Origin of the sequence: Agrobacterium sp. LY4 (assembly GCF_001526585.1) — a bacterium.
GTDB classification, from domain to species: domain Bacteria; phylum Pseudomonadota; class Alphaproteobacteria; order Rhizobiales; family Rhizobiaceae; genus Agrobacterium; species Agrobacterium leguminum.
Window position 1 is genome coordinate 113,325 of the sequence record NZ_ASYA01000011.1, and the last position, 24,615, is coordinate 137,939.

Annotated in this window: 21 protein-coding genes and 1 tRNA gene; 9 read left to right on the top strand and 13 right to left on the bottom strand. The window is 59.3% G+C overall.

From position 1 onward, the window contains the following. Window position 1 precedes the first annotated feature (1 nt). The 5 genes from L904_RS10790 to cpdR form a co-directional block, all read right to left on the bottom strand. Window positions 2-1,132, bottom strand: coding sequence for an ABC transporter permease (locus L904_RS10790; protein WP_035264997.1), 1,131 nt, complete (start codon window positions 1,130-1,132; stop codon window positions 2-4). Next, the gene (gene oppB, locus L904_RS10795) at window positions 1,125-2,048 is read right to left on the bottom strand and encodes an oligopeptide ABC transporter permease OppB (RefSeq protein WP_035265000.1); all 924 of its coding nucleotides are present in this window, start codon (window positions 2,046-2,048) and stop codon (window positions 1,125-1,127) included. Before oppB ends, L904_RS10790 begins: the two co-directional genes overlap by 8 nt. Before the next feature lie 54 nt (window positions 2,049-2,102). After that, complete coding sequence (locus tag L904_RS10800) at window positions 2,103-3,698, bottom strand: peptide ABC transporter substrate-binding protein (protein WP_035265002.1); 1,596 nt, start codon at window positions 3,696-3,698, stop codon at window positions 2,103-2,105. 434 nt (window positions 3,699-4,132) lie between these two features. Next, a tRNA-Val gene (locus L904_RS10805) sits at window positions 4,133-4,207 on the bottom strand. Between the two features lie 81 nt (window positions 4,208-4,288). Then, entirely contained in the window at window positions 4,289-4,651 is a 363-nt protein-coding gene (cpdR, locus tag L904_RS10810) for a cell cycle two-component system response regulator CpdR (RefSeq protein WP_003497910.1), read from the bottom strand. Between the two features lie 182 nt (window positions 4,652-4,833). Between cpdR and L904_RS10815 the strand changes: the two genes are divergently transcribed. Both L904_RS10815 and hisN read left to right on the top strand, forming a co-directional pair. Further along, window positions 4,834-5,718 (top strand): N-formylglutamate amidohydrolase, encoded by an 885-nt coding sequence (locus L904_RS10815; protein WP_003519728.1) that lies wholly within the window; start codon window positions 4,834-4,836, stop codon window positions 5,716-5,718. Between the two features lie 318 nt (window positions 5,719-6,036). Further along, window positions 6,037-6,813 carry a histidinol-phosphatase gene (gene hisN, locus L904_RS10820; protein WP_035265005.1) on the top strand — a complete coding sequence of 259 codons (777 nt, stop codon included), beginning with the start codon at window positions 6,037-6,039 and terminating at the stop codon, window positions 6,811-6,813. A gap of 21 nt (window positions 6,814-6,834) precedes the next feature. Here the strand turns inward: hisN and L904_RS10825 are convergent, their stop codons facing one another. Continuing rightward, a complete protein-coding gene (locus tag L904_RS10825) occupies window positions 6,835-7,776 on the bottom strand; it encodes an alpha/beta fold hydrolase (RefSeq protein WP_035265006.1) in 942 nt (313 codons plus the stop codon). 380 nt (window positions 7,777-8,156) lie between these two features. Here L904_RS10825 and hspL point away from each other — a divergent pair, with 380 nt between their 5' ends. Beyond that, complete coding sequence (hspL, locus tag L904_RS10830) at window positions 8,157-8,639, top strand: heat shock protein HspL (protein WP_003519731.1); 483 nt, start codon at window positions 8,157-8,159, stop codon at window positions 8,637-8,639. A gap of 72 nt (window positions 8,640-8,711) precedes the next feature. On the opposite strand, the gene L904_RS10835 is transcribed toward hspL, so the two are convergent. From L904_RS10835 to L904_RS10845, 3 genes are read right to left on the bottom strand one after another with little or no spacing between them, the layout of a single operon-like run. Continuing rightward, window positions 8,712-9,554, bottom strand: a complete 843-nt coding sequence (locus L904_RS10835) for a TIGR01459 family HAD-type hydrolase (RefSeq protein ID WP_020809276.1) — start codon at window positions 9,552-9,554, stop codon at window positions 8,712-8,714. Beyond that, complete coding sequence (locus L904_RS10840; RefSeq protein ID WP_020809277.1) at window positions 9,551-10,828, bottom strand: FGGY-family carbohydrate kinase; 1,278 nt, start codon at window positions 10,826-10,828, stop codon at window positions 9,551-9,553. The genes L904_RS10835 and L904_RS10840 overlap by 4 nt, the downstream gene beginning before the upstream one ends. Next, window positions 10,825-11,898 (bottom strand): class II aldolase/adducin family protein, encoded by a 1,074-nt coding sequence (locus L904_RS10845; RefSeq protein WP_020809278.1) that lies wholly within the window; start codon window positions 11,896-11,898, stop codon window positions 10,825-10,827. Before L904_RS10845 ends, L904_RS10840 begins: the two co-directional genes overlap by 4 nt. Before the next feature lie 187 nt (window positions 11,899-12,085). Here L904_RS10845 and L904_RS10850 point away from each other — a divergent pair, with 187 nt between their 5' ends. Genes L904_RS10850 through L904_RS28615 form a run of 5 tightly spaced genes read left to right on the top strand, consistent with a single transcriptional unit; the run spans window position 12,086 to window position 18,897 of the window. After that, window positions 12,086-12,865: a DeoR/GlpR family DNA-binding transcription regulator gene (locus tag L904_RS10850; protein WP_020809279.1), complete on the top strand. Its 780-nt coding sequence runs from the start codon at window positions 12,086-12,088 to the stop codon at window positions 12,863-12,865. Then, window positions 12,862-14,271, top strand: a complete 1,410-nt coding sequence (locus L904_RS10855) for an FGGY-family carbohydrate kinase (RefSeq protein ID WP_020809280.1) — start codon at window positions 12,862-12,864, stop codon at window positions 14,269-14,271. Before L904_RS10850 ends, L904_RS10855 begins: the two co-directional genes overlap by 4 nt. Further along, window positions 14,268-15,779, top strand: coding sequence for a sugar ABC transporter ATP-binding protein (locus L904_RS10860; protein WP_020809281.1), 1,512 nt, complete (start codon window positions 14,268-14,270; stop codon window positions 15,777-15,779). Before L904_RS10855 ends, L904_RS10860 begins: the two co-directional genes overlap by 4 nt. Continuing rightward, entirely contained in the window at window positions 15,776-16,780 is a 1,005-nt protein-coding gene (locus tag L904_RS10865; RefSeq protein ID WP_020809282.1) for an ABC transporter permease, read from the top strand. The genes L904_RS10860 and L904_RS10865 overlap by 4 nt, the downstream gene beginning before the upstream one ends. Window positions 16,781-16,785: 5 nt before the next feature. Beyond that, window positions 16,786-18,897 (top strand): substrate-binding domain-containing protein, encoded by a 2,112-nt coding sequence (locus tag L904_RS28615; RefSeq protein WP_371260958.1) that lies wholly within the window; start codon window positions 16,786-16,788, stop codon window positions 18,895-18,897. 73 nt (window positions 18,898-18,970) lie between these two features. Here L904_RS28615 and L904_RS10880 read toward each other — a convergent pair whose 3' ends face one another. Continuing rightward, window positions 18,971-19,990, bottom strand: coding sequence for a bile acid:sodium symporter family protein (locus tag L904_RS10880; RefSeq protein ID WP_031233554.1), 1,020 nt, complete (start codon window positions 19,988-19,990; stop codon window positions 18,971-18,973). Between the two features lie 98 nt (window positions 19,991-20,088). On the opposite strand from L904_RS10880, the gene L904_RS10885 reads away from it, so the two are divergent. Next, window positions 20,089-20,949, top strand: coding sequence for a LysR family transcriptional regulator (locus tag L904_RS10885; RefSeq protein WP_020809286.1), 861 nt, complete (start codon window positions 20,089-20,091; stop codon window positions 20,947-20,949). A gap of 5 nt (window positions 20,950-20,954) precedes the next feature. On the opposite strand, the gene glpK is transcribed toward L904_RS10885, so the two are convergent. From glpK to L904_RS10900, 3 genes are all read right to left on the bottom strand, one after another. Further along, on the bottom strand, window positions 20,955-22,454 hold the full coding sequence (gene glpK / locus L904_RS10890; RefSeq protein ID WP_031233556.1) for a glycerol kinase GlpK: 1,500 nt from the start codon (window positions 22,452-22,454) through the stop codon (window positions 20,955-20,957). A gap of 69 nt (window positions 22,455-22,523) precedes the next feature. Next, window positions 22,524-24,245 carry an ABC transporter substrate-binding protein gene (locus L904_RS10895; RefSeq protein ID WP_003519735.1) on the bottom strand — a complete coding sequence of 574 codons (1,722 nt, stop codon included), beginning with the start codon at window positions 24,243-24,245 and terminating at the stop codon, window positions 22,524-22,526. A gap of 75 nt (window positions 24,246-24,320) precedes the next feature. After that, on the bottom strand, window positions 24,321-24,614 hold the full coding sequence (locus L904_RS10900) for a DUF2160 domain-containing protein (protein WP_003519736.1): 294 nt from the start codon (window positions 24,612-24,614) through the stop codon (window positions 24,321-24,323). Between the last annotated feature and the right edge of the window lies 1 nt (window position 24,615).

Sequence of the window (24,615 nt, forward strand, 5' to 3'; positions counted from 1 at the left end):
GTCAACGATCCTTGGGATCGAGTGCATCACGCAACCCGTCACCCACAAAATTGAGCGAAAACAGGGTCAGTACGAAGAAGATCGCCGGAAATATCAGGAGCCACGGGGCCGATTGGATATTGTTGGCGCCTTCGGAAATCAGCGCACCCCAGCTCGTAAGCGGCGCCTGCACGCCAAGACCGAGGAAAGAGAGGAAGCTTTCCAGAAGAATGACTTTGGGTACGACGACCGTGACGAACACGACGACGGGCCCGATCGTATTCGGGATGATGTGACGGCGGATGATCTGCCAGTCGCTCAAACCCAAGGCCTGTGCGGCGCCCACAAATTCCCGCCGTTTCAGGGCAAGCGTCTGACCGCGGACGATACGCGCCATATCCAGCCATTCCACCGCACCGATGACCAGAAAGATCAGGATGAAGCTGCGGCCGAAAAAGACCACCAGAACGACCACCAGAAAGACAAAAGGCAGCGAATAGAGGATTTCGACGAAACGCATCATGACATTATCGACACGCCCGCCGATATACCCCGCAGTTGCGCCGTAAAGCACGCCGATTCCGAGCGAAACGAGGCTGGCGAGAACGCCGACGGCGATTGAGATTTGCCCACCCAGCATCACGCGCGCCAGCATGTCGCGACCGTTCGAATCCGTGCCGAAGAAGAAGTACTCGCGGTTGACGTCGCCTTCCAGCTTCAGCGTTCGACCCTCATCTTCGGTGGCGACGACCTTTGTGTTTTCGAATTCGTTGGCGCGGTCGAAATAGCGTGTCGTGCGCGGGTCAATCGGGCTGCTGGAGGTGACGGTTGCCGTGAAGGTCTGCCCTTCGACGGAGAATTCCTTCAGCTCCACGCGCGCCCGGCTGGCAACACCCTCCATCACGCCCTGAAGGTTGTTCACATCCGGGCGCGGCTCAAGGCTCGGCGGGACGGAGACATAGGACGAAAACACCTGATCGTAGGTATGTGTGAGGAAATGCGGACCGATGAACGAGAAAAGCGTGATCAGCAGCAGCATGACGGAACCTGCCATGGCGGCCTTGTTTCGTCTGAAACGCAGGGCTGCCAGCTGGAACAGGCTTCGGCTTTTTACCAATGTTTGAGGGGCAATATTGCCGGGGATATCAGTCATGTCTGACCCTCGGATCGAGCAGGCCGTAGAGAATATCGACCACGAGATTGAACAGGATGACAAAAATGGCGACGAGAACGACGGTTCCCATCACCAATGTATAGTCACGATTGATCGCACCAAGAACGAAGTAGCGGCCGACACCCGGAATAGTGAAGATCGTCTCGATGACTGCCGAACCCGTCAACAGTGCTGCGGCGCAGGGAGCCAGATAGGAAACGACCGGAAGCATCGCCGCACGCATGGCGTGGAATACCACCACGTTGCGCGCCGGAAGGCCATAAGCCTTGGCGGTGCGAATGTGGTCCATCCGCAAAGCCTCGATCATCGCACCGCGTGTCAGGCGCGCGATGACCGCAAGCTGTGGTAAAGCGAGCGCGATCATCGGAAGGATGAGATATCGCAGCGATCCGTCGCCCCAGCTGCCGGCGGGCAGAAGCCCGAGTATGACGGCAAAGACAAGCGTGAGAACCGGTGCGACAACGAAGTTCGGTACGGTAACGCCAACCGTCGAAATCGACATGATCGAGAAATCGAAGGCACTATTCTGCCTCAGCGCAGCCAGCGTCCCGGCAAGAACGCCGCCGACCAGCGCCAGCAAAAGAGCATAGCTGCCAAGTTCCAGCGAATAAGGCAGACCTTTGCCGATCAATTGCGCGACGGTATTGTCCTTGTAGACGTAGCTCGGACCAAAATCGCCGGTGACGGCATTGCCGAGATAGATGAGATACTGGCGCCACAATGGTTCATCCAGATGATAGGTTCTCATCAGGTTTTCCATCGTCTGCGGCGGCAGGGGACGTTCAAGATTGAACGGACCACCCGGTGCGAAACGCATCAGGAAAAACGAAATCGTGACGACGATAAACAAAGTCGGCACCGCACTCGCCAAACGGCGCAGGATAAACGAGATCATGCTTTTTCGGGCTCCGGCATGGCACGGTGGTGTGAGCCACCGTGCCGACGCTGCTTATTCGGAAACGCTCAGGAAGCGGCTGAGGTGTGCGTTGGCAGCATTGTCGACCCAACCCTTGACGCGGTTGGAAACCAGCCAGAGATCGGCCTGCGTCAGAAGCGGAACAACCGGCTGTTCCTTCATGAGGATGGTTTCTGCCTCATGCAGCAGCTTGGAGCGAGCGGCAGGATCCTTCTCGTCGTAGGACTTCTGCATCAGCGCGTCGTATTCGGCGTTGTTGAACTTGGAATAGTTGAAGGTCTTGTTGGAAGATACCGAAAGCGCCAGGAAGTTTTCGGCATCCGCATAGTCGGCAACCCAACCGGCACGCGCCACGTTGAATTTGCCGCCTTCCTGAAGGTAGCCATAGTGCGAGGCGACGTCGAGGTTCACCAGCGACACCTTCGCGCCGAAGGTGTTCTTCCACATATCAGCGATAGCCGTCGCGACGCGTTCATGGTTCGGGTTGGTGTTGTAACGGATTTCGATGGAAAGCGGCTTGCCGCCCTCACCGTAACCAGCGTCCTTCATGAGCTTGAGGGCTTCGTCTTCACGATCAAGCTGAGACAGCGTGGCAAAGTCGGCCTTTGCCGGCTCTTTGTAGGAATCCATGCCCGGAGGAACCATGGAATAGGCCGGAATCTGAGAACCGCTATAGATTTCCTTGGCGAGGAAATCGCGGTCCACCGCCATGGAGAGCGCCTGACGGACACGGACGTCGTTATAAGGCGCTTCGCGGGTATCGAAGGTGTAGTAATAGGTCGCAAGCGTCGGCGAAACGTGAACCTGTTCGCCATAGGCCTTGCGCAGACGGTCGATCTGATCTGCGGAAAAGTTGTAGGCGAGGTCCATTTCCTTTGCTTCGAAACGACGAACGGATGCGGCCTGATCGTCGATCGGGTAGAAGATGACCTTGTCGATCTTGGTGTTGGATGCATCCCAGAAACTGGTGTTCTTGACGACCGTCAGGCTGTCATTGGGAACATGCGCTTGGAGTTTATAGGCACCGTTCGAGACCATGACGCCGGGCTTTACGAAGTCGGTGCCATTCTTTTCGTAGCTTGCCTTGGAGATTGGCAGAGCCGCCTGGTGAGAAAGGAGTTCAAGGAAGAAAGGTGTCGGGCGCTCGAGTGTGATCTCAAGGGTCTTGTCATCCACCGCCTTGACGCCAAGCTGGTCAACCGGAACATCGCCCTTGTTGATCTTTTCGGCGTTCTTGATCGGGTAAAGAATATTTGCATATTTTGCGGCGGTCTTCGGATCTTCGACGCGCTGGTAGGAGAACACAAAATCTCCGGCCGTTACCGGCGTGCCATCCGACCACTTCGCATCCGCACGCAGTTTGAACGTGTAGACGGTACCATCCTCAGACAGTGTCCAGCTTTCCGCCGTACCGGGAACGATCTTGCCGGCGGCATCGTAAATGGTGAGACCTTCATAAAGGTCTTTCAGGATAAAGGCTTCGATGTTGATGGAGGTCTGTGCCTGATCGAGCGTCTGCGGTTCCCCGGCATTGCCGCGGTGTAGAACTGTTTCTGCAAGTGCAGAACTCGCCCCAATCAGAAGCGATCCTACCAGCAGAGTGGCGCGAGTTGTTGTTTTTATGGACATCGTTTCTCTCCCCGTGAAGATTTTGAGTCTACAAACAAGGCGATATTGCTCCGAAGCGCAACAACAATAAATTGTGAGTTGATGGGAAGCCGTGACCTCGGCAGACAAAGAAAACCGCCCAAGTGGGACCTGTGATCGCTACAGATCGCGATAAGCCACCCCATGTGTTGATGACCTACAGCCGGTTCGAACGCCTTATTGGAAAGCGCCGTAACCTCATCGATGCTCTTTCAATGTCCGGACTGTCGACGACTGACCTGAATACCCCAGAGCAGAAATCGGAACCCGGGGGTAATACCTGCGCGATACGAACCTTATCTCCGAACCGCGTGGCGTCGAAGACGGTAATGCAGACGCAAGCGTCACTCGCTGGGCGCCACTATGTAAAAAGGCCCTGCGATCTCTCGCAAGGCCTTGATACTTAAGAATTCGGATGGTGGGCGTGACAGGGATTGAACCTGTGACCCCTACGATGTCAACGTAGTGCTCTCCCGCTGAGCTACACGCCCTCCGTGGCGGCGGATAGACCACAAAACCGGTTCATGCGTCAACTGCTTTTTTTCGGTTTTGTGAAGGTTTTTTGAGAGGCCTTACGCCACAAGGAGTTTGTTGACCTCATCCACCAGATCGCGCAGATGGAACGGCTTGGAAAGCACCTTGGCGTCCTTCGGAGCCTTCGAATCGGCATTCAGCGCAACGGCTGCAAAGCCGGTAATGAACATGACTTTCAGGTCCGGGTCGAGTTCGGTCGCGCGCCGCGCAAGCTCGATGCCGTCCATTTCCGGCATGACGATATCGGTCAGCAGAAGCGAAAAGGGCTCTTCGCGAAGCCGGTCATAGGCGCTGGCGCCATTGTCGAAGGAAGAAACCTTGTAACCGGCTTTTTCCAGCGCCTTGACGAGGAAGCGGCGCATATCGTTGTCGTCTTCAGCGAGAAGAATTTTCTGATTCATCATAAGTGACCGTAACTACTCAATGTTTGGAATACCCTAGCCCGATTATAGGATTTTCACGGTAAATATCCTGTGAACGCGTGAATCGGTATAGCGCTGATTGGGCGATAGTATGGACTTGCCGCGCCGTAACTGGCAACATGAACATCCTGATAGTTTTGCGACATGGTAAATGACCCTGAATGGACTGGATAACGGGTGAATATGAGCTGTTCGAAGTAACGGAACCTGCCGTTCAAACCCTGCCATTCGTCTATAATTCGCCCCATAGCGGCCGCTGCTACCCGATTTCCTTCCTGGAATCGGCAAGGCTCGATTCGCACGAGATCCGCCGCTCCGAAGATCACTTCGTCGACGAGTTGTTCGCGGCAGCACCGGAGATCGGCGCGCCGCTTCTCAAAGCGAATTTCCCGCGCGCCTATCTGGACGTCAATCGCGAGCCCTACGAGCTCGATCCCCGCATGTTCGAAGGCACGCTTCCGCCTTATGCCAATATCGGCTCCATGCGGGTCGCCGGCGGTCTGGGAACGGTGCCGCGCATCGTCGCCGAGAATATGGATATCTATGCCCACCGCCTGCCGGTCGACGAGGCGCTTTCGCGGATCGAGACGATCTACAAGCCCTATCATGCCTGCCTGCGCCGCCTGCTGTCTCGCACCCACGCCAATTTCGGAATGGCGGTGCTGATCGACTGCCATTCCATGCCGGGCAATATCCGCGTTGCCGGCTCGAATCTCAGACCGGATGTGATCATCGGCGATCGCTACGGCACCAGCGCATCCCAGGAAGTCTCCCGCGCCGCGCTGCATTTCCTTGAGGAACTGGGTTTCGTCGCGGTCTGCAACAAACCCTATGCCGGCGGCTTCATCACCGAACATTATGGCCGACCCATCCGCTCTCTCCATGCGCTGCAGATCGAGGTCAACCGGGCGCTTTACGTGGACGAAAAGACGCTTTTGAAAAAAGCCGATTTTCCCGCCATTCAGGCGTCGCTTGAAATCTTCATGCGACAGCTCGGCGCCTTCGTTTCCGAATACGCGATAGAAACGTCGCTCGCTGCCGAATAGCAGCTCGAATTATCCGCTATTTCGATCTTTTATCCCGGATCGTCTGGCGGCCCGCCGGACAAAAAAAACCGCGCCTTGGCGCGGTCAAGTCTAGGGAGGAAACACCCAAGGAGGGTATTTACAGTCAAAGACTGTAGGATCACGCTACGCAGTAATTGCACAATTGTCAATCATTTTATTTTATGCATATTTTTTAGGCTTATGCTGAAAATATGGAAACACCGGCGCCGTCATTCGTATGAGTGGACGGCGGATGCGATTCCGGTCTATGCATTGCCCCATAGAATTCAGACCCAATATTCAGGCAATGAGGTTCGCATGCTGCCCGACCGGGATTTCTTCTTCAAACTTGCCGATGCCGCCAGCGCCGAAACGCTTCCCCGCTTCCGCACGGGCATTGCCGTCGCCAACAAACAGGATGGCGGCTACGATCCGGTGACGGAAGGCGATCAGGCAGCGGAAACAGCCATTCGCGCCCTGATCGAGGCCCGTTTTCCGCAGCATGGCATTCTGGGCGAAGAACACGGCAATATCGGTCTCGACCGCGAGCATATCTGGGTCATCGACCCGATCGATGGCACCCGCGCCTTCATTTCCGGCGTGCCGGTCTGGGGCACGCTGATCGGCTTCCAGTCGGCCGGCCGCGCCACCATGGGCATCATGGAACAGCCCTTCACCAAAGAGCGTTATTTCGCCGATGGCGAGGCGGCGTGGTATTTCGGGCCGGATGGCGAGCGGAAAATCCGCACGCGCGACTGTGCTTCGCTGTCAGACGCCGTGCTGTTCACCACGAGCCCCCACATCTTCACCGCGGAGGAAAAGACCCTGTACGAAAAAGTGCAGGATCAGGTCCGCCTTTTCCGCTACGGCGTGGATTGTTACGCCTATTGCCTGCTTGCGGCCGGCCACGTCGATCTGGTGATCGAATCCGGCCTGAAGCCCTATGATGTCGGCGCGTTGATCCCGGTCATCGAACAGGCCGGCGGCATCATGACGACCTGGGATGGCGGGCGTCCGGAAAATGGCGGCCGCATTCTCGCAGCCGGCTCAAAGGCGGTGCACGAACAGGCGCTCGCCATTCTCTCAAAACTCTGAGGCAGCCCGCTTAAGCGGCCATCACTCCGGCGCGAAAAAGGCGTCGATGGCCGCCAGCGCCTGTTTGCGGAAAACATCGCGCTCATGCAGCAATTCGTGGCGCGCACCGGTGATCGGAAGAAGCTGCGCTGCCCGGAAATTGCGTGAGAGTTCTTCCTGCGCCTTATAGGGCGTGATGGTATCCAGCATCGGCGCCAGAATAAGGGTCGGAATGGTGATATTCGTCAGATGGTCCTGACGGACCACCCGCCCCATGGTCTTCAGCGCCTCATAGACCCAGCGCGCCGTCGGCGCACCGATGAAAAGTTCCGGAAACTGCCTGTGCAGCGAGAGATTTCTTGTAAAACGTCTGGCGTCCGAGGTGAGCGGATTGCCGTCGAAATCCCGCTCCCGCTGATCCTTGCCGAGCTGAACCCGTCCAAGGCCAACGAGACTTAGAGCCGTCGCCACCGCCCGAATGACGGATGATGGGACGGATTGCTGGCTGTCCAGCTCGATGAAGGGCGAACAAAGCGCCAGACGGTCGATCCGGTTCGACAGGCCGGGTGCGGCGGCAAGCGCTGCAAGCGCGCCGGTGGAGTGCGCGATCATGAAGAATGGCAGCCGCGTATCCGGCAACACCACCTGTTCGAGAAAAAGGCTGATATCACGCTGGTAGTCTGAGAACCGCCGCACATGCCCGGCACCCGGTTTTTTCAGCAATCTTTCGGAACCGCCCTGCCCGCGCGTATCGAAGGTCGCAACCCAGAAACCCATGGCGGTAAGATCGCGAACCGTTTCGAAATATTTCTCGATACATTCGTTCCTGCCATGCAGCAGAACCACGGTTCCGCGAGCCACCTGGCGGCTGGCGCGAAAGATCGCATAGCGAAGCTGTTTGCCGCGATCGCCGGTAAAATATCCGACGGTATGGTTGCCGGGAACCGGGTTGTCTTCGCTCTCGCGCAATGTGGCTTCGATCATCGGTCTTTTCCGGCTTTTCTGCCTTTTCGGGATAGGTCGGCGGCGCGGGAAGGTCAAAGAAAAAATTGCCGGAACCGTCGGTTAAAGCAGTCGCGGTTCCGGCGAATAAGACAGAAGAAGAAGGGACGTTATTGCTTCTGTCCACGGAGAATGTCTCCGATGACCGATGTTTTATGGCTCTCAAACTGAACGATGCCGGAACCTGACGTTCAGCCATGGTTCATGTTGCTTTCGCCTTTTCACGCCCCCCTTGACGCAGCCGCAGGCCATTCCCATCTCATTCATGCGGTCGCCAGAACGGGATCGTGCCACATGTCCGGCCGTCGCCAGAACGGGACGCCGGGCTTAACCGCAAACAGTCGCTTCTTAAGGAGGACACCATGCGTCACGTTGATTTTTCCCCTCTCTATCGTTCCACCGTCGGCTTCGACCGTCTTTTCTCGATGCTTGACGGCCTCGGCCAGCCCGAGCAGGCCCAGTCCTATCCGCCCTACAATATCGAGCGGACCGGCGAAAACACCTATCGCATCACCATGGCCGTTGCCGGTTTCGATGAGAACGAACTCAGCATCGAATCCCGCGCCAATGCGCTGACCGTGAAAGCCGAGAAATCCGCGGATGAGAAATCCACGGAAGGCGAGTTTCTCTATCGCGGTATCGCCACGCGCGCTTTCGAACGCCGCTTCCAGCTTGCCGACCATGTCGAGGTCCAGACCGCTTCCCTGAAGAACGGCCTGCTCCACATCGATCTCGTCCGCAATATTCCGGAAGCCATGAAGCCGCGCCGCATTGCGATCTCGTCCGACAGCGCCGATGCGCCGAAGACCATCGAAGCCCAGATTTCGCCGGCTCAGGTCAACTAAAGGCCACCCGGAAAAATACCGGATCACGGCCCGCAGCATGGATTTTCCCTGCTGCGGGCTTTGCTTTTTTGCTCAGATCTTGAACCGGTCCATCAGGAAATCGGGGCGGACGCCATATCCATCAGCAATTTCAGCCAGTTCGGCATCGGAATTTTTCGCAAGAATGCCGGTTCTGACGAGACAGGAAGCAAGGCTGGCGCGGAAGGCTCCCGCTATGTCATGTTCGAGACTGTCACCGATACAGATGATGCGGTCTGAAGCCGGGTTGCTCAAAAGCGACTGCGCGTGCTCATATATGGCAGAGTAAGGCTTGCCGAACCAGCGAACGGGGCCGCCGAGCTCCTGATAGGCAAGCGCGATGCTACCCGCACCCGGCGCGACGCGCCCGCCGGTCGTCAGCTTGTGGCGGTCGGGATTGGTGCAATAGCATGGCACACCGCGCTGTGCGGCCGGTTCCAGCATCAAGCGGTAGATGGAGAGCGGAACCTTCTCCGCTTCGCTTCCCGAAACGATCACGATATCCGCAATCCTTGCATCATTGACACTTTCAAAGCCAAGACGGTCGGCAAGATTGCGGTCGCCGCCGCTGGAGATGGTCAGGCAGCGTGTGCGTTCGGTTCCGCCAGCCGTTTTCCGGGCAAGGATATCATGGGCGACATCCCCGGATGTCAGGAAATGATCGAAACCCGCGCGATCAAAGCCGAGTTTGACCAGCCGCTCCGCATTATAATCGCCGCTGCGGCCGGAGTTCGAAAGAATGACGACGGTCTTTCCCAGCTTCTTCAAATAAAGCAGCGCATCATTGGCACCCGGATAGGCATGCTCGTCATCCCGCAATACGCCGAACTGGTCGATGAGGAAAACATCGTAACGGGCCGCAAGAGCGGCAAGGTTCGTATGGGGCGCGATATTCATGACCAGCGGGCCTTTCCGGCAAGAACGAGCGAGGCGGTGCCGACGGCCGCCTCCGCCGAACGGGTAGGGAGAAACGGTACGCCCAGCGCCTTTTCCCGCATGCAGGTCCAGGCCGGGTTTGCCACGCCGCCTCCGACCGAACGCACGGATCGTACAAGAGGGCCGCCGAGCGCGGCCAGCCGGTCGTAACCCGATTTCTCGATGGCTGTGATGCCTTCCAGAATTGCCTGAAAGAAAACGAGATCGTCGGCCGGGCGCGGCTCCATTTTGGGCGGATGGGCCGCATCATTGATGGGGAAGCGCTCGCCAGGCTTGATGAGCGGATAATAGTCGAGACCCGTCGGCTCATCCGGCCGAAGATGCGGCGTCATGGCCTTCAGCTGCCCGCTATCGAAAAAGCTGCTTATGACGGCTCCACCGGAATTGGAGGCCCCGCCGGCAAGCCAGAAATCGAGAATGCGATGCGAATAGATGCCGTAGTCCGCCGCATCGATGGGCCAGGCGGAGGCAAGCTTGACCACCAGAGTGGAGCCGAGTGCCGTAACGCCGTCGCCGATGGCAGCGGCACCGGTGGCGAGAAAAGAGGCGCAGCCATCCGTCGTACCCGCATGGTAACGGCACCCGGAAGGCAAACCGAGGGACCGTCCGGCAGTACCGACCTCCGACAGGACAGCGCCCGCACGCCAGACCTTCGGCAGAAGCTCGATGTCCATGCCGCAGTTTTCCAGCCATTGAGGCCAGGTCTCGGAAGCAAGATCGTAACCGGTCTTGAGCGCGTTGTTCTCGTCGCTCAAGGGCACATCGAGGCCAAGCTGCATGAGAATCCAGTCGGCCTGATGCACAATTGCCCTCACGCCAGGCTGGCGTGACAGGTGAATGGCGCAAGCGAGCGCCGACGTCGCGCCGCGCGCCGGGCTGTTGGCAGGCGCATGCCGCGCGATGTTGTCGATAATCGCGGCATCGGGGCAGGCGTCGTTATACATCAGGACATTGCCGACGACCGCACCCTCGGCGTCAATGGCGAGCACCGTACCCGAGGTACCATCGACCGCGATCCCCTCCACGGCGGCGAGGGAAAGGCGCGAAGCGAGTTCGGTGAGACAGACCTTCACACCGTGCCACCAGACGACCGGCGAGCGGGCCGCCACCGCATCAGGAAAAGGGAAGGCCGCCATGTCCAAAGGCGTTCCATCGGCGGCGAGCGCCGCCACCCGCACCCCCGACGTGCCAAGATCGATCCCCAGAGCCGCGGCTGGTAACGGCGCGCCTGTCATGCCTGCCGGCTCGCCTTGCGGTCGAGCGCCTGACGGTACTGCTCGGCCTCCCAGTGGGTAAGTTCATACTCCTGCGCCTCATCGAGATAGACAACCGGCGCATCCGCCGGGATTCGGGAAACCACCTCGGCCAGACACCGCGCCATCACGCGACCGCCATCCGTCAGTTCGTTGGCCAGCAGCACTCCCCGACCCGGCACGAGCAGCATCTTGGGAACATTGAGACCCCGTGAACGACGTTCATCGGCATAGGTAACGGCAGTCTCGCCACCGGCGAGAACGCCGATTTCCGTGCCCAGGAAGATGACGTGGTCTGGATAGAGCGAGCCGCGGGTTGCAACAGCCAGGCTCGCTGTACCGAGCGCCGTCTTGTGGCTCCCGGCATCCCGCGCCGCGTGGAAATCCGACCCCGCTGCCAATGTTTCAAGCCCCACCGGATCGGCTGGCGTTACCCGGCGCTCTTCCATGCGCAGCGCGGCGCTGACCCTTTCGATGCGCTCCCACACCTCCTCCACCGTCTCTCCGGTAATGATGATGCCATGGTTAAACAGGATCAGCACATCCGGCCTGCTGTCGGCGACACGGTCGATCTCATGCGCCAGCGGTGTGCCCGGACGACGGTAGGGGATGGTGACGCAGGCAAGATCCGGCACTGCCGCCATTCGCGCCGCGATAAGCCGTTCGCGATCCGCAAGCACGGAAAGTGCGATCGTGTCGACGCAGTGATAATGGGCGACGATCGCCTGCGGCAGCACCGCGTGAAAACTCGTCTCGATGGACGGGCGAAGGCCTGAGCTATTCCGTTCCGCAACCACAAAATCCGTCGCCTTTTCGGCACCGGGATCACCCGAGCGAAGCGCCTGCACCAGCGGTGCGACCTTCACCGGCACCATGATGTCGCGCTCTCCGGCATGGGCAAGCCAGGTGCCGGAAGCCTTCACCCACATCACGCCATCACGCTTGAAGGAGATATTGCCGCCGGCTCCCTGCGTTTTCAGGATGTCGCTGCCGATCGCCTTCGAAAGAGCGAGAAACGCGGCAAAATCTTCCGCCGGAATATCTGAAACCATGCCGCCATCCTCCAACTACCTCAACCAGCCTGCGCATCTGACAAATGATTGAGTGAACTTTCTCCAATAACCATAAATAAATGACGCAAGTACGTCAACAATGAGAATTTTCATCAAATATGTTGACTAATATCAGCCATTATGATCATTCTTCTTCATCGGCAAGGGAGATGCCGGAGGAGCAGCCATGAATGATACAGAGCGCCACAAGGCCATCATCGAGCTTTTGCGCGAGACGCCATTTGCATCCGTCCGCGACCTTCAGCAGCGCCTGAAAGCTTCGCCCGCCACCATTCGCCGCGACATCGACAAACTGCATGAGCTTGGTCTCGCCAGAAAAGTCTATGGCGGTATTTCCGCCAGCGATGCCGGAGACAGCGCGCGTCTTTCCGCGCGCCCCTATGACGAGAACCGTGACATCGCCGTCGAAGCCAAGCGGGCGATTGCCGCAAAGGCAGCGTATATGGTGCGCGATGGAGACGCCATCATCGTGCATGCCGGCTCCACCTGCTACCAGCTCGGCACATTGCTTGCCCGGCGCAATGTGCGCCTGTGGACCAACTCGATGCCGCTTGCCGCGCATCTTGGCGAACACGGCACCTGCCAGCTTTCGCTCTCCGGCGGCGCGCTTTATCGCGAACCCGGCATTATCCACGATACGGCCGCCGGTTCGCCGGGGTTCTTCGCATCGCGGTTCTTCGTCGGCACGCAGGGTATCAGCAGCAAGGGGCTGCTCGAATCCCATCCGCTGCTCGTGAAGGTCATCGGCGAACTCGCGGCCTGCGCCGATGAAATCGTGCTTTTGGCCGATAGCCGGAAATTTTCCATCCAGCCCCGCAACGTCGCCCTGCCGCTCTCCCGTGTCGGCACGATCATCACGGATGATGGCCTGACCGATGCGAACGCGAAGATGCTGGAAGAGGCAGGCGTCACCATCACCATCGCGACCATGGGAGGGGAGAATTGACCCCGTCCCCCATCGCCGTCTTCGATCTCGGCAAGACCAATTCGAAACTCTTCGTCCTCTCGCCTGAAGGCAAGCTTGTCGATGAGGCGCGCACAAGGCCCGTCTGGCGGCGAAATGGTGACATCAACATTCTCGATGACGACGCCCTTTTTACATGGATGAAGAATGAACTGGCGCGCGTGGTTTCAGCCCACGGCGTCGACCGGGTCATCTTCTCGGGGCATGGCTGTACCTTTGCACTGACCGCCGGCGATGCGCTCGTTCATCCCATTCTGGACTATGAACAGGAACCGCCCGCCGATGTCACCGCCCGCATCGATGCCCTGGTGCCGGATTTTCATGAAACCTTCTCGCCGCCGCTACCGCTCGGCTTCAATTACGGCCGTCATCTTCTCTGGCTGAACGAACGCGACCCGGCGCTTCTCGAGCAGGCCGACGCCATTCTTGCTTATCCGCAATTCTGGAGCTGGAAGTTTTCCGGCCGCAAGGTTTCCGAAGTCTCCTATCTCGGTTGCCATTCCCATCTCTGGGCGCCGCTCGAAGACGACTACAGCAGCCTTGTCGACCGCATGGGTTGGCGCGAAAAGATGCCGGCATTCGCACCGGCAGGCAGTGTGATCGGCAAACATAGCGTAACTCTCGAGGACGGGTGGACCGTCGATATCGACGTCCATAATGGCGTCCATGACAGCAATGCCGCACTTTATTTCTACCGCTCGCTCGGCTTTTCCGATTTCACACTGATTTCGACCGGCACCTGGGTGATTGTCCTCAATCCGGCAAGTCCGCTCGAACGTCTCGATTCCGAGCGTGACATGCTCGCCAACGTCACCATCGACCACCAGCCGGTCGCGACCATCCGCTTCATGGGCGGCCGGGAATACGACATGGCGAGCGGTGGCTGGACCAGGCCCGTTATCGCCGAGGCCATTGCCTCGGTCATCGCCAGACGTTGTTTCGCCCTGCCCTCCTTTGCCGCAGGCGGCCCGTTGCAGGGCCACATCGGACATTTCACGGGCCCGGCCATCGCCGGAGAGGAACGTGCCGCGGCCGCCCTGCTTTACGTCGCATTGATGACGGATCTCTCGCTCGAACTCATTGGCTCGCAAAACGCCATCATCATCGATGGCGGCCTGGTGAAAACGGGGCTTTACGCCTCCATTCTCGCAGCGCTGCGCCCTGGCCAGACGATCCACATCAGCGCCAATCCAGAAGGAAGCGCCTTCGGCGCGGCGATGCTCGTTTTCGACGCGCTCGGCATCAACCCTTTCATAAACGACTGCGCGGTGGCGCAACCGGCGGCCATTCCCGACCTCGATGCCTACAGACATGCATGGCGGCGGCAGGTGGATGCGATGGCGGAAGAAACCATGGCGAGAAACAGCGACTACAGGAGGCCGGCATGATGCAGCCGATTGTTCAGCTCACTGGCCTCCGCAAATCGTTCGGCGGCGTCAAGGCATTGAAAGATGTGAACCTGGATATCCATCCCGGTGAAGTGCATGCCCTGATGGGTGAAAATGGCGCGGGCAAGTCGACGCTGATCAAGATTCTTTCCGGCCTCTATACGCAGGACGAAGGAACGATCACCGTGAATGGCGAAGCGGTGAACTTTTCTTCCACCCGCGACGCCAATGCCGCCGGTATCGCAACGGTGTATCAGGAGCTTCTGCTGTTTCCGGAACTGACCGTCGCGGAAAACATCTTTCTGGGCAACTATCCGCGCAGGGCCGGCGGTGTCATCGACTGGGCGGCAGTCCGCTCAGGCAGCCGCAGCCTTCTCGAAACGCTCGATGCGCATGATCTCGATGTCGATGAAAAGGTTGCCAATCTATCGGTCGCCCAGCGCCAGTGCGTGGAGATTGCCAAGGCGTTGTCCAAGGACGCCAAGGTGCTGATCATGGACGAGCCAACCGCCTCGCTGGTTGAATCGGATGTGCAGCGCCTGCTCGATATCGTCCGGCAATTGCGCGCCCGTGGAGTCGGCATCCTCTATGTCAGCCATCGCATGCCGGAAATTTTCGCCGTCTGCGACCGCGTCACCGTCTTGCGGGATGGCGCCTATGTCGCAACCAAAACCATTAACGACGTCGATGAGGCCACTCTGGTATCCCTGATGGTGGGCCGCCCTATCGAAAAGCTTTTCCCAAAGGTGGATGTGCCGATAGGCCAGCCCGTCCTCGAGGTCACAAGCCTCAACCACGGCAAGCGCGTCAGGGACATCTCCTTTGCCGTGCGACAGGGCGAGATTCTCGGCATCGCAGGACTTGTCGGCAGCGGACGCACCGAACTTGCGCTCACGCTTTTCGGCATGACGCCAGCCATATCCGGTGAAATCCGCCTTGATGGAAAGACAGTTACGATGACCTCTCCGTCGCAGGCGCGCAATCTCGGCATCGCCTATGTGCCGGAAGATCGCGGGTCGCAGGGTCTCATCAAATCGATGGCGATCCGCAAGAACGTTACCATGGCCACGCTCGACAGGATATCGAACGGCATTTTCATTCGCGCCGCCGCTGAAATGAGCCGGGCGACCGAAGCGATCAAACGTTTCGGTGTGCGCTGCCGCGACGCCGACCAGCCCATTGGCCAGCTTTCCGGCGGCAACCAGCAAAAGGTGGTCATAGCCAAATGGCTGGAAATCAAACCCCGGGTGCTGATCCTCGATGAGCCGACACGCGGCGTCGATGTCGGCGCCAAATCGGAAATCCACGCGATCATGGGCGAGCTTGCCCGCGAGGGCGTCGCCATCATCATGATTTCCAGCGAACTGCCCGAGGTCCTCGGCATGAGCGACCGGGTAATGGTCATGGCCGAAGGCCGGGTCACCAAAATTCTTGATCGCAGCGAGGCCACGCCCGAGCGTGTGGGCGCCGCGATGACGGCACATCGCAGAGAGGAAAAAACGTTATGAGTCCCCTCGGCAATGCACCGGCCAAAAGCATAACTGGCGCACGCGTCGGCCAAAGCGCCTATCGGCGGTTTGTTTCGGATTACGGACAGGAAATCTTTGTCCTCGCGGCAATCGTCACGCTGTTTGTTTGCGTGACCATCGTGAACCCGCGTTTCATCGCCGTAAATAATCTCAACACAATCCTTTCTGGAAACGCCTATATCGCCGTCGCGGCAATCGGCATGGCGATGGTGATCATCACCGGCAATATCGACGTCTCCGTCGGGGCCTTGATCGGCGTGCTCGCAACGGTTGCCGGAACACTGGCGACCTCCGGCTATCCGGTGTGGGTCGCCTGGACCGTCCCCCTTCTCGTCGGCATCGCCATCAACACTGTCATCGGCCTGCTCGTCGCTTATGCGCGCATCCCGTCGATCGTGGTGACGCTGGGGGCGCTTTCGATCCTGCGCGGCGGCCTCATCAGCGTCACCGGTGGGGCCTGGATATCCAATCTGCCGCCGGCCTTTCTGCTTGCGCAACAGAAGCTGCTCGGCGTTCCGATACCTTTGATCGCCATGGTCGTCCTCACCCTGCTCGCGGCCTTCTGGATGCGCAACTCAGCCTTTGGACGTTCACTTTACGCGCTTGGCGGCAATCCGGAAGCCGCCGTCGCCAGCGGCATTCCGGCCGAGCGGCGCATCGTTCAAGTTTTTGCGATCCACGGCTTTTTTGCAGGCCTTGCCGCCATCCTGTTCGCAACCCAGCTGCAGGTCATCCAATCGACGGTTCCGCCCAATCTGGAGCTTACGATCATCACGGCCGCGGTCATCGGCGGGGTGTCAATTCTTGGCGGCACCGGCACGGTCATCGGCTCGACTCTCGCGACAATCCTCTTCGCCACCATCGGCTCGGCCCTGATCTTCGTTAATGTCTCCGCCTACTGGCTGCGGGCGGTCATCGGTCTGCTGATCCTCATCACGGTGCTTGCCGATATGCTGCGCCGCCGTCGCAGGAGCATTTGAAAACCATGATTCCCAAGTCGCTCATCCGGCACGAAACTTTCCTGGCCATCCTGCTAGTCATCATCCTTGCCGTGTTGTCGTTCCAGTCGGACAAGTTTCTCACTGTTTCCAACCTTCTCAATCAGGGCCGCCTGATGACGGAAATCGGCCTGATCGCGCTCGCGATGACCTTCGTGATCGCCACCGGCGGTATAGATCTTTCCGTCGGCTCGATCCTCGGTCTCACAGCCATTCTGCTCGGCGTGTTCTGGCAGAAACTCGGTATGCCTTTGCCGCTGGCAATGGCGGCGGCTGTGGCCGCAGGCACCTTCGCGGGCTTCGTCAACGGGCTTATCATCACCCGTTTCAATGTTCCGCCGCTGATCGCCACGCTCGGAACGCTGGCGCTCTATCGAGGCCTCGCCGAAGGCATCAGCCAGGCGCGCTCCGTTCGCGGTTATCCGGAATGGTTCTTCATGTTCGGCCAGGGCGCGGTGCTCGGCATTCCTACCCAGCTCTGGCTCTTTTTTGCCGCAGCTGTCATCGCCGCCGTCATTCTTGCCTATACGACCTGGGGACGCAGCACCTATGCGATCGGCGCAAACGAGACCGGAGCACGGTTCTCCGGCCTCCCCGTCGAGAAGACCAAACTCGCCGTTTATACCGCCTCGGGTCTTGCGGCCGCACTTGCCGCCGTGATCTTCGTCTCCCGCGTTTCCACAACGCGCTCCGACATGGGGACGGGCATCGAACTCGACGCCATTACGGCGGTGGTTCTCGGCGGCACATCCATATTCGGAGGCCGCGGCACGATCGTCGGAACAATCCTCGGCCTTTGCGTCATTCAGGCGCTGAAAAACGGGCTTTCACTCGCTGGCGTTACCGGTGACGGCACGATCATGCTGATCGGCATCGTGCTCATCCTGGCAATTCTTGCGAGCAATCTCTTCGAGAAAGCGGCTCTCGATAGTTCGATGTCTCGTCCCGCATTGCCGCTCGAAGCTGTTTGGACGATTTGGAGGAGGAAAGACATGCGCAAATATCTGTTACCCGCCCTGCTGACGCTCTCGTTTTCGACGAGCGCGGCTTATGCAGCCCCGACCTGGACCGGCGGCGACGACCTGCCGACCAACCCGCTGGCCTGCGATGCCACGCCTGCAAAAATCGAGGCGAAGGCATATGACGGCGGTTCGCCAACCAATGCCCCGGACCGCAAGGGCAAGCCGATAACGGTTGTTGATGTACCGAAGCTGGTCGGCATCGGCTATTTCGCCGCGACCACCAAAGGCATTGCGGATGCCGCCGCTGAACTCGGCAATGTCAAAGCCAAGACCGACGGGCCGAGCAAGGCCAATATCGATGACCAGATCACGCTGATCGACAACTATATCACCTCCGGCGTGGACGGCATTCTTTACGCCGCCAACGACCCGGTCGCAATCGCCCCGGTTCTGAAGAAGGCGCTTGCCGCCGGTATCAACGTCGTCGGCTACGACGCGAATTCCCAGCCGGATTCGCGCCAATGGTTCGTCAACCAGGCGGAGTTCAACGGCATCGCGAAGGCGACAATCGACGCGCTTGCCGCCGAAGCCGGGGAGGACGGCAAGTTCGCAATCGTCACATCCACCTTCACCACGCCGAACCAGGCGCGCTGGATCGCCGAGATGGCGGCCTATCAGGCGAAATGCCATCCGAAGATGGAATGGCTGGAGACGGTCGAAGCACAGGAAGACAACATCCTTTCCTTCAACCAGGCCAACACGCTGATCAACAAATATGGCGATGACCTGAAAGGCATCGTCGGCATGACCTCCGTCGCCACCCCTGCCGCAGCCGACGCCGTCACCCAGGCCGGCAAATGCGGCAAGATCGCGGTCGTGGGCCTCGCGACGCCCAACGCCATGAAGCCCTATGTTGCTGCCGGTTGCGTCAAATCGGTGGTTCTGTGGAACCCGGTCGATCTCGGCTACGCCGCCATGCATGTGTTGCGGGCAGTGGCCGACGGCACACTTCAGCCTGGCGCCACCTCGGTCAAGGCTGGCAAGCTTGGTGACCTCAAGGTGATCAACGGCTCGGAAATCCTGCTCGGTGCTCCTACCGTCTTCACGAAGGACACCATCAACAACTTCGATTTCTGATCATGAAAAGGGGGGAGGGCAATTCCGGCGCCCTACCCCCTTTTTGCGTAACAGACCTATCCTTGCCCGCGTTTCAGCGGCTGGAAGCAGCCGCGCCTTCCGTGGCAACCGGTTCCGGCATCGCCGCTTTTTCATGGGCCTTGCGCGCGTAACGCTGGGCCAGAACCGCGCAGACCATCAGCTGAATCTGGTGGAAAAGCATGATTGGCAGGACGATTGCGCCGATACTCTGGCCGGCGAAGATGGCGCCCGCCATGGGCACGCCGCTGGCGAGGCTCTTTTTCGAGCCGCAAAAAGTGATGGTGATTTCATCGGCCTTGTCGAAACCCAGCAAACGGCTGCCGAACATCGTCACGCACAGGACAAGCGCCAGCAGCAGGATATTGATGACGATGACCACGCCGATATCCCTGAGCGAAAATGTGTGCCAGATGCCTTCGATAACCGCATCGGAAAAAGCCAGATAAACGACCATCAGGATGGAGCCGCGATCGACCGGAGCCAGCAATTTCTTGCGCGCCCTGATCCAGTCGCCGATCCACGGCTGCAGCACCTGACCGACGATGAATGGCAGAAGCAGCTGCAGGAAGATTTGCAGGAACGCATCCAGCGAAAATCCACCGCCATGGCCGCCCACCGTAAACAGCAGGCCGACCAGCAGCGGGGTCAGGAACATGCCGAAAATGTTCGAAGCCGAGGCCGAACAGATCGCAGCCGGCACGTTTCCGCCCGCCATGGAGGTGAAGGCAATGGACGACTGCACGGTGGATGGCAGGACGCAGAGGAACAACACGCCCATATAAAGCGGCGCAGGCAGAATATTCTCGGGAATGAAGCCGATTGCCACGCCGAGCAGCGGGAACAGGCCGAAGGTGACGAGAAGGATCGCCAGATGCAGGCGCCAGTGCAGGATACCGGCAATCACCACATCCCGGGAAAGCCGCGCGCCGTGGAGGAAAAACAACAACGCGATCGCGAGTTTTGTCGCCAGCCCGAAATACTCCGCCGGCTCACCGCTGATCGGCAAAATGGAGGCCAAAATCACGGTGGCTACCAGCATCATGGTGAAGCGATCAGGTAGGAAGCGGGTCATGGGAGATCTTTCCGGCATCGGTTTTGCTTGAAACGCGCGCTACTATCGCTCATCATGAATTCCGATGCAAAGATTAACAGTTATCGCGATTCGGGATAATGCTGAACCTTCAACATCTTGCGAGCTTCGTGATGCTTCAGCAGACCGGCAGCTTCACGCTGGCGGCCGAACGGCTGGGGATTGGCCAGTCCACTGTCAGCCAGCATATTCAAAGGCTTGAGGCCGCACTTGGGCGCCGGCTGATCGCGCGCAGCACCCATCAGGTAAAACTGACGGGTGAAGGTGAGGCGCTGCTGGGTTATGCCCGCAACATGCTGGAAATCGACAGCAAGGTGTCGTCGCTGTTCAGCGAGAACCGTCTGCGCGGGCGGTTGAGGCTTGGCGTTTCGGAGGATTTCGTCGCCAGCCGGCTGACCGCCATTCTGGAAGAGTTCATTCGCCTTTATCCCCTCGTAGATCTGGAACTGACGGTTTCGCTGAGCGGCGTGCTTTACCAGATGCAGGACAATGGCGAACTGGATGTGGTGCTCGCCAAACGCCGTCTCGGCGACAAGCTCGGGCACTTTCTCTACCGCGAACCGCTCGTGTGGCTGGCGCGCGACCCGGAGCGGATGCTGAACCAGCCGGATGCCCTGCCGCTGATTGCCTTTCCGCCGCCGAGCATCACCCGGAAGGCGGCGCAGGAGGCGCTCGACCGGGCCGGCCTCGCCTGGCGGATCGTCTGCACCTGCGGCAGTCTCAGTGGGCTGACCGCCGCAGCAAGAGCCGGCATGGGAATTTTGGTGCAGCCGCGCAGCATGGCGCCGGCAGGCCTGAAGGAGATTGCCGCAGGCCTGCTACCGCCGCTGGAGGACGTGGAATTCGTGCTTCAACCGAGCAAGGGTGCGGATGCGAAGCTGGTGCGCGCCCTTTCCGATCTTGTTTCCAGCAAGAGCATCGCACCCGGCAGTTTCGTATAGCCTGTTCAATTCTCCCGTCGCGACAGGCAGCGGCCGACACTGTCACGCCAGCCGGCAATGGCGTCTTTCCGTTCGGCCTCTTCCATTGCGGGGCTGAAACGGCGGTCACGCCGCCAATGTTCAGCAAAGGCCTTGCGGTCCGGCCAGATGCCGGCGCGGGAGGCGGCAAGCCAGGCCGCCCCGAGAATGGTCGTTTCCAGGAAGACCGGCCGGTCGACCGGTGCCGCAAGAATATCCGCCAGCCGTTGCATGGTCCAATCGGAAGCGACCATGCCGCCATCGACCCTCAACACCGTCTTGCCATTGTCACCCGCCCAGTCCTTGCGCATGGCGTCCAGCAGGTCGAAGGTCTGATAGGCGACGCTTTCCAGCGCCGCGCGGGCGAATTCCGCCGGACCGGTACCACGCGTCAGCCCGAAAATCGCGCCACGCGCTTCCGCGTCCCAATAGGGTGCGCCAAGGCCGGTGAAGGCCGGAACCAGATAGACACGCTGATTGGCGTCAGCCTTTTCCGCAAGCGCGCTGACCTCGGAAGCGACCGAGATGAAACCAAGCTCATCGCGCAGCCATTGCACGGCGGCACCGGCAATGAAGATCGAGCCTTCCAACGCATAGGTGGTGACGCCGTCGAGACGGTAAGCGATGGTCGTCAGCAGCCGGTTGGTGGAGGCGACGCGATCCGTGCCGGTATTGAGCAGCGCAAAGCAGCCCGTGCCGTAGGTGGATTTCATCATGCCCGGCTCGAAGCAGGCATTGCCGATCACGGCTGCCTGCTGATCGCCGGCTACACCGAGGATCGGAATTTCCGCGCCCAGCAGCGATTTATCGGTCACGCCGAAATCGGCGGCGCAATCCAGCACCTCCGGCAGCATGGCGCGGGGAATGTCGAGGATCGACAGGAGTTCATCGTCCCATGTATTTTCCTCGATATTGTAGATCAGCGTTCGCGAGGCATTGGTGGCGTCGGTTACATGACGGCGGCCGCCGGTGAGTCGATAGATCAGGAAACTATCGACGGTACCGAAGCAGATTTCGCCCTTCACGGCTTTTTCGCGAAGGCCGCTGACACTATCGAGCAGCCATTTCAGCTTCGTGCCGGAAAAATAGGGATCGAGCAGCAGACCGGTCTTTTTCGAAAAAAGCGGCTCCAGCCCCCTTCTTTTCAGATCCTCGCAGACGGGCGCAGCGCGGCGATCCTGCCAGACCACGGCCCGATGCACGGCCTCGCCCGTGTTCCGGTCCCACAGCACCGTCGTTTCGCGCTGGTTGGTAATGCCGATCGCCTCGATATCGGAGGCGGCGATGCCGGCATCGGCAAGCGCCAGCCGGATGGTTTCGAGCACGCTTTTCCAGATATCCTCGGCATCGTGTTCGACCCAGCCGGAGGCCGGGAAATGTTGCGGAAATTCTCGCTGTCCGACACCGATGACCCGCATGTCGCGATCAAAGACCATCGACCGTGTCGATGTCGTTCCCTGATCGATCGCCAGAATATAACCGCCCATCATGCCACTCCCTTTCAGACGCAATGACCGGGGCGGCAAGCCGCCCCGGTTTCAGATTTTACGCAGACATTACTTCTGCCAGCTTTTGACCAGTTCGTCGTAATTGACGGTGACCGGCTTTTCCTTTTCGTTGGCAATCTTCAGCTGCGGCGCCAGATTACCCTTCGAAACGGCATCCTTGTTCCAGTATTCGATATCGTGCTCTTCCGCCAGTTTCGGGCCGATATCGCCCTGCACGCCGGCGCGTTCCAGACGGCTCATGACCTTTTCCTGCTCGGCGCAGAGAGAGTCCATCGCGGCTTGCGCGGTTTTCGCACCCGACGAAGCATCGCCGATCGCCTGCCACCACAGCTGCGCCAGCTTCGGATAATCCGGAACGTTGGTGCCGGTCGGCGACCACTGCACGCGGGCCGGCGAACGATAGAACTCGATGAGACCGCCGAGTTTGGACGCCCGGTCCGTGAAGCTCTTATGGTGGATGGTGGTGTCGCGAATGAAGGTCAGGCCCACATGGCTCTTCTTCACATCCACGGTCTTGGAGGTCACGAACTGCGCGTAGAGCCAGGCGGCTTTGGCGCGGTCGTCGGGGGTGGATTTCATCAGCGTCCACGAACCCACATCCTGATAACCGAGCTTCATGCCGTCCTTCCAGTAGACGCCGTGCGGCGAAGGTGCGACGCGCCATTTCGGCGAACCGTCCTCGTTCACGACAGGCAGGCCGGGCTTGGCCATATCGGCGGTAAACGCCGTGTACCAGAAGATCTGCTGGGCGATATTGCCCTGCGCCGGCACTGGACCGGATTCGGAGAAGGTCATGCCCTGCGCTTCCGGCGGCGCATATTTCTTCAGCCATTCGAGATATTTCTCGATGGAATAGACCGAAGCCGGACCGTTGGTATCGCCGCCGCGCGCCACGCAGGAGCCGACCGGCTGCGACTTGTCGTTGACCTTGATGCCCCATTCATCGACCGGCAGACCGTTCGGCAGGCCCTTGTCACCGTTGCCGGCCATGGAGAGCCAGGCATCGGTGAAGCGCCAGCCGAGCGACGGATCCTTCTTGCCGTAATCCATATGGCCGAAGACCTTCTTGCCGTCGACATCGCGGCCGGTGAAGAATTCGGCAATATCCTCATAGGCCGACCAGTTGACCGGCACGCCGAGGTCATAACCATATTTGGCCTTGAAATCGGCCTTGTTCTTTTCGTTGTTGAACCAGTCGTAACGGAACCAGTAGAGGTTCGCGAATTGCTGGTCGGGAAGCTGGTAGAGCTTCTTGTCCGGCGCCGTCGTAAAGGCGCTGCCGATGAAGTCCTTGAGGTCGAGGCCGGGATTGGTGACGTCCTTGCCCTCATTGGCCATGAAGTCGGTCAGGTTGCGCACCTGCTGGTAGCGCCAATGCGTGCCGATAAGGTCGCTGTCGTTGACCCAGCCGTCATAAAGGTTCTGGCCTGTCTGCATCTGGGTCTGGATTTTTTCGACGACGTCACCTTCCTGGATCAGGTCGTGCGTGACCTTGATGCCGGTAATGGCGGTGAAGGCCGGAGCCAGAACCTTGGATTCATATTCATGGGTCGTCAGAGATTCGGAAACGACCTTGATTTCCATGCCCGCGAAAGGTTTCGCGGCATCGACAAACCATTGCAGCTCCTTTTCCTGATCGCCACGCGAAAGCGACGAGAGATCGCCGATTTCCTTGTCCAGAAACTGCTTTGCTTCCTCCATTCCGGCGAAAGCGGAACCCGTCATTGCCAGCAGCATGGCCGCCGTCGTCGTCATCAGATGCCGTCGCATATCAGTCCTCCCAGGGGTTTGCGATTGCATGAAGTCTGCGGGTGCGGTTTTCCTCCGCCGCACCGTTTTCCTGCTCTAGACAAAACGGAAAACGCCGATGGCGTAAACCAAGGATAGAGCGAGAGCCCACCACAGGTTCGGGCCGACCAGCCCGAGCCATGCGAGATGAATGAAGGCGCTGCCGAGCAGCGAGATGAACAGCCTGTCTCCGCGCGTGGTCTCGAAGCGCAAGAGGCCGAAGCGGGGATTGCCGCCGGGCGAGAGATATTCCCAGAACCACATGCCGACGAGCAGCAGCGCAATCGCGCCGAAAAAGGCCGCCGTCTGCCAAGTCCACGCCATCCAGGTAAAATCGGGCATCTTCGTCATG